The 11,281-nt window shown below is 61.0% G+C and carries 13 protein-coding genes; 10 read left to right on the forward strand and 3 right to left on the reverse strand.

The genetic code is table 11. From position 1 onward, the window contains the following. The first annotated feature begins 173 nt into the window (after positions 1–173). Positions 174–731, forward strand: coding sequence for a hypothetical protein (locus OKW39_RS16615; protein ID WP_429563054.1), 558 nt, complete (start codon positions 174–176; stop codon positions 729–731). A 548-nt stretch (positions 732–1,279) separates the two neighbouring features. Here OKW39_RS16615 and OKW39_RS16620 read toward each other — a convergent pair. Further along, positions 1,280–1,738, reverse strand: coding sequence for a hypothetical protein (locus OKW39_RS16620; protein ID WP_167368584.1), 459 nt, complete (start codon positions 1,736–1,738; stop codon positions 1,280–1,282). 144 nt (positions 1,739–1,882) lie between these two features. Beyond that, the gene (locus OKW39_RS16625; RefSeq protein WP_429563055.1) at positions 1,883–2,224 is read right to left on the reverse strand and encodes a hypothetical protein; all 342 of its coding nucleotides are present in this window, start codon (positions 2,222–2,224) and stop codon (positions 1,883–1,885) included. A gap of 212 nt (positions 2,225–2,436) precedes the next feature. On the opposite strand from OKW39_RS16625, the gene OKW39_RS16630 reads away from it, so the two are divergent. Both OKW39_RS16630 and OKW39_RS16635 read left to right on the forward strand, forming a co-directional pair. Beyond that, positions 2,437–3,108, forward strand: a complete 672-nt coding sequence (locus tag OKW39_RS16630; protein ID WP_187613216.1) for a VTT domain-containing protein — start codon at positions 2,437–2,439, stop codon at positions 3,106–3,108. 47 nt (positions 3,109–3,155) lie between these two features. Continuing rightward, complete coding sequence (locus OKW39_RS16635) at positions 3,156–4,187, forward strand: AI-2E family transporter (protein ID WP_429563056.1); 1,032 nt, start codon at positions 3,156–3,158, stop codon at positions 4,185–4,187. A 195-nt stretch (positions 4,188–4,382) separates the two neighbouring features. Here OKW39_RS16635 and OKW39_RS16640 read toward each other — a convergent pair whose 3' ends face one another. Beyond that, the gene (locus tag OKW39_RS16640) at positions 4,383–5,066 is read right to left on the reverse strand and encodes an ureidoglycolate lyase (protein WP_429563057.1); all 684 of its coding nucleotides are present in this window, start codon (positions 5,064–5,066) and stop codon (positions 4,383–4,385) included. 675 nt (positions 5,067–5,741) lie between these two features. Between OKW39_RS16640 and OKW39_RS16645 the strand changes: the two genes are divergently transcribed. The 7 genes from OKW39_RS16645 (at position 5,742) to OKW39_RS16675 (ending at position 10,986) form a co-directional block, all read left to right on the forward strand. Further along, positions 5,742–6,227 carry an SgcJ/EcaC family oxidoreductase gene (locus tag OKW39_RS16645; protein ID WP_429335162.1) on the forward strand — a complete coding sequence of 162 codons (486 nt, stop codon included), beginning with the start codon at positions 5,742–5,744 and terminating at the stop codon, positions 6,225–6,227. A gap of 271 nt (positions 6,228–6,498) precedes the next feature. Then, positions 6,499–6,624, forward strand: coding sequence for a PliI family lysozyme inhibitor of I-type lysozyme (locus OKW39_RS16650; RefSeq protein ID WP_143037115.1), 126 nt, complete (start codon positions 6,499–6,501; stop codon positions 6,622–6,624). Positions 6,625–6,706: 82 nt separating this feature from the next. Next, positions 6,707–7,966: a putative Na+/H+ antiporter gene (locus tag OKW39_RS16655; RefSeq protein WP_429336593.1), complete on the forward strand. Its 1,260-nt coding sequence runs from the start codon at positions 6,707–6,709 to the stop codon at positions 7,964–7,966. Between the two features lie 491 nt (positions 7,967–8,457). Next, the gene (locus tag OKW39_RS16660) at positions 8,458–8,763 is read left to right on the forward strand and encodes a DUF4148 domain-containing protein (RefSeq protein ID WP_429335161.1); all 306 of its coding nucleotides are present in this window, start codon (positions 8,458–8,460) and stop codon (positions 8,761–8,763) included. A gap of 384 nt (positions 8,764–9,147) precedes the next feature. Beyond that, entirely contained in the window at positions 9,148–9,504 is a 357-nt protein-coding gene (locus tag OKW39_RS16665) for a hypothetical protein (protein ID WP_090801418.1), read from the forward strand. A gap of 126 nt (positions 9,505–9,630) precedes the next feature. Then, the gene (locus OKW39_RS16670; protein WP_429335160.1) at positions 9,631–10,602 is read left to right on the forward strand and encodes a Tim44 domain-containing protein; all 972 of its coding nucleotides are present in this window, start codon (positions 9,631–9,633) and stop codon (positions 10,600–10,602) included. Between the two features lie 120 nt (positions 10,603–10,722). Beyond that, positions 10,723–10,986 carry a hypothetical protein gene (locus OKW39_RS16675; protein WP_429335159.1) on the forward strand — a complete coding sequence of 88 codons (264 nt, stop codon included), beginning with the start codon at positions 10,723–10,725 and terminating at the stop codon, positions 10,984–10,986. Positions 10,987–11,281: the final 295 nt, after the last annotated feature.

An 11,281-nucleotide genomic window follows, 5' to 3' on the forward strand; every position in this document is an offset into this window, starting at 1 on the left:
TGGGTCTGGGGCGTTGACATCTTTTTCATGCTGCGCGGCTTCATCCTTGCCTATACGTATCTTCCTTCGCGAGCGACCGCGTTCGGCTGGGTCGACTATCGATCGTTTATCGTCAAGCGGTTTGCGCGCGTGTATCCGCTGTATCTGGTGACGTTTCTGGTGTTCGTCGGCCGATGTTTCGTCGCGAAGCGAGCTGGAACTTCGTGTCGTGGTCGATCAGCGCCGAATGGTTTGCCGTTCTGTTTCTGTTTTCGCTGTGCGCGAGAGTGCTGAGCCGGCTGTCGCGCGTGACTTTCGGTGTGATCGTGCTGGTGTGCTGGCTGACGTTGTGCGTGTACTGCTTCCCCTATAACGACGGCGATGTCGGGCTGACCACGTTCGGTGTGCTACGGATCGTGTTGCAGGCGTGGCGGGACATCTGGGATGACTTGCCCGACGAAATGGCGCTCCCAGTGTGCGATGCGAAACTACCCACCGAGGCTGGTGAACCGGCGAATCGGGATAACTGGCAAACGGCGGCGCAGCGGATAGCGGATGAGTTTTTCGAGCGCGATACCGCAAATGGTTGTCGTGACTCGCCCGCTGGCTATTCGCAACGGGTGGTAGAGGAAATGAAGGAGCGCTGGCGGTGTTTCAACGCATATTTGCGCACGAACTGGCCACTGCGCTCCGCGATGCCAATGCGGCGGTTTCGGCAAATCTCGTACGTGGGCCGCATATGCGTGCATTGATGCGTCGGACCGCGAAGCGCAGGACGGGGCGCGATGAGGCGCCTGAAATCTATTTCCACGTCACGCATACCATGCACTAGTACTTGCGTGGCCTCGCGCGAGCAGGGAGAGGAACTTCTGGTTTCGGCCCAGTTTGGGTCGTTCAACAAACAAGAGTTGAGTCCTGATCTCATTGTCAACGAGCGAATCCAACATCCATCAGCGGCTCTTTTAGCGGTCGCGGTTTAAGCGCGTACAGCACCGCATCTACAGCTCGTTCCCAGATGACCAGCGCGTTCCTCCTTGCCCGTCCGCTCAGGCGACGAAGTGTAGTTGAACGAGCCAGTTTCAGCGCTACGCCGGTTGAGCACCTTTCCTTACCGGCTTCACCTGAGCGGAGCGAAAGGCCTGGTCGCGAGTGGCGCGCTGGATTGCGCCATACCTATCAATGCGCGGATCTTTGCGGCAGGCCTTTCGGTGCGCTCAAGAATCGGTATAAGCGGATACCGCACCACTCCGAATACTCCACCAAATAAGATGTGACTGGCTTGAATTCAACCGGCCTTAACTCACGATGCACCACTGGCAGCGAGCTTGACAAATAGTCTGGCTGCTTCGTTGCCATGGGACAAAGCGCGCAGTGCAAGGGAGAGCGCTAGCTGTGCGTCGTGGGAGGCCGCGCTACGATCCTGATCGAAGAGCTTGACGGCGTGGCGCATATGTTGCGCCGCCTGCATGTGAAGCTCCACGGCCGCCGCATGATGTTTTGCCACGTCCGCGGCACTTGCGCCTGAGCCGGTCGATGGAGGCGTTATTGATGGCGTATTGGCGCTGTGCGCGCCAGCGTCGTGTGCCTGATCGATCGCATGCAACGTGTGGCCATGGGCCATCATCGCCTGATGTGCGGCGTGGGCAAAGTCTTGACCGTCATCGAAATGCCGCGACGCCTCGCGGTGATGTCGCGCGGCCTGCTCGTGGTGTGACGCCGCGGCTTCGAGATGCCCTTTCTTGCTGTGCTTCGTGTTCATGCCGGCTCCTGTGCAACTTCAGGACTGGTTCGGATGGCGACCGATTCGAAGACACAGTGGTGGGTCGCAACAAGATCCTAATCTACACGCCCTTGCGCCTTCTGTGGCATTTGCGTCTCGCGGAGAATCGTCGCGCTGTGGCGATCACCGCGCGGTCAGCATCCGGAGGATTTTCTGCACGATGCGCTCATGCTGCTCCAGCGCCTCATCGAGCGTACGTGCTCCGTAGCTCGTGTTGTCTCGCGCTTCCATTCCGGCGATGCGCGTCACGAACAGCGAAACCTCCCCGGTTTTCGGTTCGGACACACCGCGGAAGCGGGTCGTGACCGTCACGCCGGATTCGTCCAGCAGCGAGCGGCGGAAGATCAGTTCGTTCTCAGTCATCCAGCGCGACCACTCGCCGCGGTCGAACACCTCGACAGGCCTGCTCTTCGCATCGAGGACATAGAAGCGTTTCCAGCTCGACGGGACGGAGCGTGCTTTCATATTTCAATGCGAAGGCGTGAGCAGGAAGCCGATCGCCTCCCGCCACCAGGTTTCGTCGACGCGGCCCATCCGGTCGTTATGTTCAGCCGCCTCACCACCATCAGCTGTCTCGGTTCGGCCAGCGAGTTGTAGAGCGCTTCGCCGAAGCGCGGGACTGCCGCGCGCTTGCCGCTATACTTCCTCCTCCACCAACGGACACGTAGCCGGCACACATGGCCACGTTCGTGCAATTCGTCTTGCAACTGGACCAGGACCTCGAAGCGCTGCTGGTCCGGCATGGGCCGTTGGCCTACGCAATCCTCGGGGCGATCGTCTTCTGCAGTGTCGGCGTACTGCCGCTCGTCATTCTGCCCGCGGACATGCTCCTGTTCCTGTCCGGCGCGCTCGCTGCCGTCGGCGTGCTGCAGCCTGTGTGGCTCGCGCCGTTGCTGGTCGCGGCCGCGGTTGCAGGAAAAGTGTTCAACTATGCGCTGGCACGTGCCGTCGCGTCGGTATGGAACCCGAAGCGCAGCGGCTGGATCGACAAGGTGACTGCGCGAACGCGCGCGCTCTACGTACGTCACGGCGCCGCGCTGCTGCTGTACTCTCCGTTCATCGCAATCGTCCGGGCGGTCGCGCCCGCGCTCGCCGGCGCGACGAAGATGCCGTTTCGCCGCTTCGTGCGCTTCGCGACCGGCGGCGCGGTGATCTGGATATGCTCACTTGCGGGTCCCGGGTATTTTTTCGGCAACGTGCCGTGGGTCCGCTCGCACCTGCCGGCTGCGATGGCGATCGTGATCGGCGCGGGTGTCGTCGCGCTCGTCGTCAGCCTGCTGTGGCGAGGACGGCGCAAGCGCCGCACCGCCGACCCGACGCTACCCGACGAAAAGTCCCCCTGCGACTGACGCGGCGGCCCACAACCCGCCAGGCAGCGCTGCTCGCGAGGAAACGCATGAACCCGGGCCTGCTGAAATGCACATGTGCGGCCGTGCTCGCCACACTGCCCGGGTGGGGACTGTATGTCGGCCGCCCCGTGCTGGTGCCAGTTGCGTTTGGCATCATCGCGACGTACGTGGTCTTCGGTCTCGCCAACCTGCTGCGCCGCGTTCCCTACCTCGGTGCACGCCTGCGGGACGGCCTGCGCCACGCGATCGCTGCGACGCTGATGCTCTTCACGGTCTACCTGTCGGTCGACCTGCTGCTGTCCGACAGGGACCGGCTGATGGCCGTCGCGCCGAAGTACGAGGCGACGCTGCTCGTACTGTTTACGAAGTTCGCCGCGCTGCTGCACATCGAAACGGAGGCCAACTGGGCTGCGATCCGCCGCGACCTGTTAGCGAGCGTCAACGTGCAGGCGATCATAACCGCCACGCTGTCGTCGGTGTCGTCGCTGCTCGCGGCGATCATCGTCGTGCTGCTTTATGCGACGTTCTTTCTCATCGAGCACGCGAAATACCGCCGCAAGCTCGTGAACTTCGCGGGCGACTCCACGCGGATCGTGTCGGTAATCGACGAGATCAACTCGAAGATCGGCGTCTATCTCGCGATGAAGACCCTGCTCGGCGCGATCCTTGGCATCGCGAGCTGGACCTGCATGCGGCTCGTCGGACTCGAATTCGCGGAGCTTTGGGCGGTGCTGGCCGGCCTACTGAACTTCGTCCCGTATGCGTGCTCGTGGATCTCGGTCGCGGTGCCGACGCTGCTCGCCGCGCTGCAGTTCGGTCAGTGGAACGCGGCGATCGTGCTGTTCATCTCGCTCACGCTCGCGAACTTCGTGGTCGGCCATCTCCTCGACCCGTGGCTGATGGGCGGCTCACTGAACCTGAGCCCCGAGGTGATCCTGATCAGTCTGGCGGTGTGGTCGTCGATCCGGGGCATCGCGGGCGCCTTCCTCGCAGTGCCGATCACCGTCGGCCTGGTCATTGCGTTTTCCACGTTCGAATCGACACGTCGTTTCGCAGTTTTCCTGACGAACGATGACTAACGTTGTTCGCCTGTCGGTGACGTCCGTTGATTTCAGGGATACTTCGTGCGCGTGGCGCGCGCCTCATCACTCTCATAAAGGGATGCGATACCGGCGAACCGAGGACGTATGTCCGCTGGACCTTTAGATGGGGACGCTGGCGCCCGTTATGCGATGGCCAACCGCTTCGGGGCGGGAGCGGGTGTTCCCTTCGCGCTACAGCTGTAGGCCGCCGCCTCGAAGGGGTTGGGCGTCGCGGGCAATCGGTGCCTCGAGGAGACAACCAAACTCGCGGGCAAAGTCGACAGAGACGCGCGCGTGGACGGCGCCCTGCTTGTCAAAGAACCGCTGGGTTCCTTCGAGAGTGAACACACCTTCATGCCAGATGTTTGGATGGATGTAGAGGCCCTGCTGTCCATCAAAGCGAAAGCACACGAACTTCTCTGGCGCTATGTCGTCCCCGGGCAGCGCCAAGGGAACGTAGAACGGGCGATGGTCGAGAGGAAAGAACAGTTGTCCACCGTCTGGGTGGTAGTTCGCGTGCCAAAGCAACATGCGCTCCGGTACATTGGTGTCGTCGTCACGGGCTGCTTCAGGCTCCACTGCGTACGCAAGGATGTAGTTGCCGCCCACAGCCTCGTTTCGACCGTACAGAATGTCCCCGCGCCATTCGCTCACAAATGTGCCTTCGGTCGTGCCTGCCTCATCACCGGTTCCGGGGTCAACGGGCCTTGCACCCAGTGCCGGCCACTGCACAATCTCGATCGAACACTCGCTCGGGTCTGCTACAAGCCTGCCGAATCCATCAAGCGTTGTGGGGGTCGCATCGACCACGGGCATTGACACGCGCCGAAGGCCAGAAGGAAGGCTGGGATTGAGGTAATCGATTTCTTGGGTCATTGCGGCAGTCTACAGGAGTAGAACGTACCGACCGCCGATGGTCGAACAAAGAGTTTGACCGCCGCTTGTCCACGTGGAAACGGCCACTGGCACAACGTCGGACCTGACGTCGGACGTGGGTCGGCTACGGAAGTTGGCGGCGATGCTGCGGCGCAACCGCAGCAACACAGGTCGACCGTCCGGGCCCGGCCCTTTCGGCCGTTCGACACAGCGGGCTGGATTGTCAACAATGCGTTCTGGAACGCATTAGCGAGGCGATCTATTACTCTGTCCAAATCGTGCATGCCGTCGAATGTGAAAAGAATTTTCGACGGCGCGAATTGCTTGATTATCCGCTCAACCTCTTCAAACTGGATCGCGCTCGAATGTGGGTCGTAGCGTTGCGTCGTGCGCGTCGACGCGTGAGTTTCCGCGCTTGCAACGTCATCAGGCGTCTGTTCGCGCGAAGCGTTTGCGAACAACGAGGCTAAAACTTTCCTATGACGTCATAGTTGACGAATACATCAATATTGGGTGTAATATCACAATACGTCCCAGACAGGTCGACTGACGACATAGCTGGCTGGCCGTTGGCAGCCGGCGATACCTGAAAGGTTCCCTTGTAGCCTAAGGCGCCTGGTGGCTGTAGTTTCCCGACTCCTCGTTGGCTCTCGTTTAAATGGATTGAACGCAAAAATGAAGAAGATTTTGATCGCCGCCGCAGTTGTTTTCAGCACTAGCGTGTTTGCAGGCGAAGCCCTCGTACCGCAGGTCTATCGCGAAATCGCCGTGGCGCCGACGAATCAGCGCGAAGCTGAAATCGCGTCGCTGTTCGATCGGTGGAATGAGGCGCTCGCAACGGGCGACGCCGACTCCGTTGCCAGGCTGTACGCACCCGATGCCGTACTGGAGCCAACGGTTTCCAATGAAGTCCGCACGACTCCCGCCAGCATCAAGGACTATTTCGTGAAGTTTCTGAAGCTGAAACCGCACGGTACGATCAACCTCCGCGAGATCCGTTTGCTGAGCGACGATTCGGCGCTGGACACGGGCGTCTATACGTTCGACACGGTGAAGAACGGCAAGCATCAGAAGGTGCATGCGCGCTATACATTCGTGTACAAGAAGGTTGATGGGGAGTGGAAGATCCTCAATCACCATTCGTCGGCGATGCCGGAGTAACACTCCATTGAACAAAGGGTCCGTGCCAGGCGATCAGATGTGAATGGCTGAGCGCGTTAGACGCCTCACGCCAATTGCTGCCGCGCATGCTTCACGCGCAGAATCGAGGGGAATTTCGGCCGCCAACCCTCATAGATCAAATGAAACTGTCAACTGGCCATTGAGTCCGGCTAGCCCCTCGATAAGAATTTAAGTTCAACGAATTCCAGGCGCCGCTCGGCCCTGTCGCCAGAATTCTGGATTGACACAATTAATTTGCACTACAAACCTCATGGCGGCCTCCGGAAACTTTCTCGAAGTCGACGCGCTCAGGATCGGCCTCCACACGGTCAGGCTGCTTGCCCGCGTCGATACCGATACGCGGCACGATGTCGTGGCTACGCTGAGAGCTGCCTAAAAGCGAGGCCAGCGATTCGGCCGGCGGCAACACCAACCGCGTGCGTTCCAGAGTCCGTTCCATCGCCATTCAAAGCGAACACATGCCACATTCAGTTGAAATCGCCGGCACAGTCATCTTCGGACTGGCCCTGCTCCATACGCTCCTCGCGAAACGCTTCGAGGTTCTGGCCCACCGGCACCCGCACCACGCGGGCCTGTTTCACTTTCTCGGCGAAGTGGAAGTCGTCTTCGGCCTCTGGGCCCTGATCCTGTGTCTGGCTATCGTCGCGCTGGCCGGTTCTGCGCAGGCCGTGGCCTATGCTGAATCGCGCTCCTTCACCGAAGCCCTGTTTGTCTTCGTGATCATGGTGATCGCCGCGAGCCGGCCCATTCTCGACGCGGTCACGACGCTCGTGTCGCACATCGCGCGGGTCCTTCCCGTCAAGACGGAAACAGGCGTCATCTGGCTTTCCCTGACCCTCGTTCCGTTGCTCGGCTCGTTCATCACGGAGCCGGCCGCAATGACGCTGGCAGCGCTGATCCTGCGAGACCGGCTTTTCAGGTCGCCGATCGCCGAACACTGGAAATATCTGACGCTCGCGGTGCTGTTTGTCAACGTGTCGGTCGGCGGCTTGCTGACCGCCTATGCCGCGCCTCCGGTGCTGATGGTTGCCGCCGCCTGGGGATGGGACAGCGCGTTTATGGCGGCGCAGTTTGGCTGGAAGGCGGCCATTGCCGTGCTGGTCAACGCAACAGGCCTGCTGCTATTCATGCACCGCAAGCTCCCGAAGCACGCAGAGCGCAACGACGCGCCCGCCGCCGCGGTTCCCGTTCCGACGGGCGTCACGCTGATACACACCGGCTTTCTCGTCGCGGTGGTGCTGTCGGCCCATCACCCGGTTATCTTCATCGGCCTCCTGCTTTTCTTTTTGGGCTTCACGCAGGCATACGAGCAGTACCAGTCGCCGCTGATGTTGCGCGAGAGCCTGCTGGTAGCGTTCTTTCTCGGCGGCCTGGTCGTGCTCGGGGGGTTGCAGCGATGGTGGCTGCAGCCGGTCGTCGCATCGCTCGATGCTTACGCACTTTACGCCGGCGCGCTTGGCCTGACGGCGATCATGGACAACGCGGCGATTACCTATCTCGGCTCGCTGATCGCGGGCCTTCCGGACCAGGCGAAGTACATGCTGCTGGCCGGCGCAGTGGCTGGAGGCGGTCTCACGGTGATCGCCAACGCGCCGAATCCCGCAGGACTCGCCATCGTGCACAAGGGATTCCATGATGAGTCAGTCAGCCTGCTCGGCCTGTTGCTCGCTGCCGTCGTGCCGACGTGCGTCGTCTCGGCAACGCTGCTTTTGCTGTAGGCTGGCGCACCGCTGTCCGGCAGTGCGCCCAACTGGGTGCGATTCGATGGCGCGCAGTCGCAGGACGCCGGGCCACGATGAATAACGTCTTGCGGCGATAACCAACACCGGCCTGGATTTTGCACGAGACCACCACGACTGCGCAGGTCGCGGCCAGCGGCCTGACGAACGCGCGTGACGGCAGCCTGTACTTAGCCGCGCAGACCGGCATTCCATCCCCCTTCCAGTATTAGCGACAGTTTCATTGCATTCTTGCGCCGGGGCGAATTCGTTTCGCTCCGGCGTTTCGTCGTTTGTAATTGCTTTGCGCCGCGAGGTACCCCGATGACGTTGCAGATGCGGAAAGTATCTGTTGGGTGAAAGGTGATTGTAATCGTGCGGTAAACCGATAAACTGGCTTCAACGACTAAGCACACAGGTTTCCGCCCCAGCGGTCGTTGTTTCGCTAACCCAGTATTTTCTGTTTCTGAAATTAAATTGGAGAATTAACCATGGCTAAAACATTCATTCCGGTTATCGCACTCGTTTCGGTCCTCGCTCTGCCGACGATGGCATCCGCTAACAGCAACGGCCCCCTCACCCGTGAGCAAGTGCGCGCGGAGCTGGCCCAGCTGCGGCAAGCGGGCTACGACGGCAACCACGGTGACGCGCACTACCCCACGCACCTCCAGGCCGCGCTGAAAAGCGTGGCGGCTCAGCCGGCACTCAGTGGCCACGGTGGCGTGAAATCGGGCTCGGCCGCTTCCGGCGCACCGACCCAGGTGGCCTCGGATCATTCGATCTACAAAGGAAGTTAATGGGCTATCAGCCGGATGGCCGGGCGCTTTCAACTGCCCGGCCCGGTGATCTCCGGCGAGCGGCATCGTCGCCGCTTCATCGTCTGCAACCGGGCCTGCATTCAGCCGCGCAGACCGGCATTCCATCCCCTTCCAGTATTAGCGTTTCATTGCATTTTTGCGCCGGCGCGAATTCGTCATTCGCTCCGGCGTTTCGTCGTTTGTAATTGCTTTGCGCCCACTGGGGTGACGTTGCAGACGCGACAAGTATTTATTGGGTGAAAGGTGATTGTAATGGCGCGTTAAACCGATAAACTGGCTTCAACGACTAAGCACACAGGCTTCCGCCCCGGCGGTCGTTGTTTCGCTAACCCGTCTTTTCTTTCTGTTTCTGATGGAGGTCTCATGCAAGTCCTGTTCAAGTCCTGCGACATTGAAGCTGCACGCTTGCGCAGCTTTGCGCGCCAACGCACCCAGTTTGTGTTCCGCCGGATGGCCTGGCTGGTTTCCCGGGCCACCGTCAATCTCTCCGACGTCAACGGCCCGCGCCGCGGACTCGATAAGCGTTGCCAGGTGCAGGTGCAGGTGCCCGGTGCGAATCCGGTCGTGGTGACGTCGATTGCGAAAGACTGGCGCGGCGCCCTCGATCTCGCGCTTGCCCGCGCCGTTTCTTCGATCGTCCGCAGGCGCCAGGCGCGCGTCGCGAGGCGCCGCGCGAGTCAACGCGAGTGCACCTGGAGCGCTGAGCCTGATGCCGTCTAAGCAAGCCATGCTTGCACGGCTACGGTGGCATCGTACGAGCGGTATTGCTCGCTATTTGCGGTCCGCGATGGAAAGACGCGTTCGGGCGACCTTCGCGAGTTTCTGTCCTACACGAAAGAGATTCTTATGTATTCGCACACAATCAATCAGTTGCGACGCCTTGCGAGTGTCGTGACGCGTGGTGCAGCTGTCCTGGCCATGGCGCTAGTGCTCGTCGCGGGCACTGTCGCATCCAACCATGCCGAAGCGAAGCGTATTGGCGGTGGTAGTAGTGTCGGCCGCCAGTCGCAGACGGCGTCGCCGTCCGGGCAAGGCCAACGGAGCCAGCAAGCTCAACCGGCGCAGCAGGCCGCACCGGCGGCCGCTGCCGCGAAGCCAGCCAACCGCTGGATGGGCCCGCTCGCCGGCCTGGCCGCTGGACTCGGCATTGCCGCGCTGATGTCGTCGTTGGGGCTGGGTGAAGGGCTGGCCCAGATGCTGTCGAGCGTAGTGGTGATCGGCCTCGTGATTGTCGCCGGCATGATGCTGTTCCGCTTCCTTGCCAACCGGCGCCGTCCGGATCTCGCTTATGGGCACGACGCGGCGAACGGGCAGCGCATGAACGGCTCCTTGCTCATGAATCAGAGCGGGCAGGCGGCGCCTGAGACGAATTTCGGTGCCTGGCCGCGCACAGCGATGAATTCCGCCGCAGCGGCACAAACAACGACAGTGCCGGGGCTGCCTGTCGGGCTCGATCAGGCGGTCTTGCTGGCATCGGCCAAGACCTTGTTCCTGCGTCTGCAACGCGCCTGGGACCAGAACGAACAAGGCGACCTTTTCGAGCTGACAACCCCGGAAATGTTCGCGGTGATCAAGCGGGACCTGGAAGATCGGGGCAACCAGCCGAGCCATACGGAAATCACGCAGCTGGACGTGGAATTGTTGAGCACGGAACACAATGGCAGCGAAACACTGGTTAGCCTTCGCTTTCACGGCCAGATGCGGGAAGACGAGGACGCGCAGACGGCGCAACCGTTTGAGGAGGTTTGGAACATCGTGGGCCACGAGCATGGCGACCCCGCCTGGCGACTGGCGGGGATACAGCAGATTGGCCGTTAGCATCGAGCGCGGTCGGAACCGGCAGCGGCTCGCTGCCGGTTAGCCCACAAGCGCTATTGCGCGACTCGCAAACGGCAAAAAGACCAAAATCCGACGTCACACAAATCCGGGACTCATTTTATGCGCCGAGACTACTTTTCTCTTTACCTGGCCACTGTCACGATGACATGCTTGCTAAGCGCTTGCGCGGCCTCGCCGCCCAGCAGCCCGTCACCCGTTGTCGGTGCAGATCGCGATGCACATGGTTGTATTGGTTCGGCTGGGTATTCCTGGTGTGAATCCACGCACCAATGCGAACGTCCTTGGGAACTCGCCAAGCAGAAGGGTTTCGCGCTCTCGGCAGAACAGTTTGCTCACTACTGCACGACTGGTTCAGCCGATTGATCAATGACTTCAATGCGCGGGCGCGTCAACAATGGCCTCGGGCGAGCAGCGTGCATGCTCGAGGGAATCGGCTTGGCCCCACTTGTCGGCACTGGCAGATTTCCTGATTATGCCGGCAGGAGGCTGTGTCGCATCCCATCTCAAGGCGGCCATTCGGCCGACGGACAAGCAAACGGCAGGGCAGGGTCGCTATGCAGAGGTTTACATAGCGACCCACAACGGCCTGTTATCTTGATCCGAAACGGACGCTCACGCTGGCCGGATTTTCGCTTTCCAGAAATACCTTGCAACCGGT

This window comes from Paraburkholderia sp. MM6662-R1, assembly GCF_050436245.1.
Taxonomy (GTDB): domain Bacteria; phylum Pseudomonadota; class Gammaproteobacteria; order Burkholderiales; family Burkholderiaceae; genus Paraburkholderia; species Paraburkholderia tuberum.

Coding starts and splice junctions, on each gene's coding strand:
- OKW39_RS16615 (WP_429563054.1), top strand. CDS start 174: ATGTTTCGTCGCGAAGCGAGCTGGAACTTCGTGTCGTGGTCGATCAGC.
- OKW39_RS16620 (WP_167368584.1), bottom strand. CDS start 1,738: ATGAACACGAAGCACAGCAAGAAAGGGCATCTCGAAGCCGCGGCGTCA.
- OKW39_RS16625 (WP_429563055.1), bottom strand. CDS start 2,224: ATGAAAGCACGCTCCGTCCCGTCGAGCTGGAAACGCTTCTATGTCCTC.
- OKW39_RS16630 (WP_187613216.1), top strand. CDS start 2,437: ATGGCCACGTTCGTGCAATTCGTCTTGCAACTGGACCAGGACCTCGAA.
- OKW39_RS16635 (WP_429563056.1), top strand. CDS start 3,156: ATGAACCCGGGCCTGCTGAAATGCACATGTGCGGCCGTGCTCGCCACA.
- OKW39_RS16640 (WP_429563057.1), bottom strand. CDS start 5,066: ATGACCCAAGAAATCGATTACCTCAATCCCAGCCTTCCTTCTGGCCTT.
- OKW39_RS16645 (WP_429335162.1), top strand. CDS start 5,742: ATGAAGAAGATTTTGATCGCCGCCGCAGTTGTTTTCAGCACTAGCGTG.
- OKW39_RS16650 (WP_143037115.1), top strand. CDS start 6,499: ATGGCGGCCTCCGGAAACTTTCTCGAAGTCGACGCGCTCAGGATCGGC.
- OKW39_RS16655 (WP_429336593.1), top strand. CDS start 6,707: ATGCCACATTCAGTTGAAATCGCCGGCACAGTCATCTTCGGACTGGCC.
- OKW39_RS16660 (WP_429335161.1), top strand. CDS start 8,458: ATGGCTAAAACATTCATTCCGGTTATCGCACTCGTTTCGGTCCTCGCT.
- OKW39_RS16665 (WP_090801418.1), top strand. CDS start 9,148: ATGCAAGTCCTGTTCAAGTCCTGCGACATTGAAGCTGCACGCTTGCGC.
- OKW39_RS16670 (WP_429335160.1), top strand. CDS start 9,631: ATGTATTCGCACACAATCAATCAGTTGCGACGCCTTGCGAGTGTCGTG.
- OKW39_RS16675 (WP_429335159.1), top strand. CDS start 10,723: ATGCGCCGAGACTACTTTTCTCTTTACCTGGCCACTGTCACGATGACA.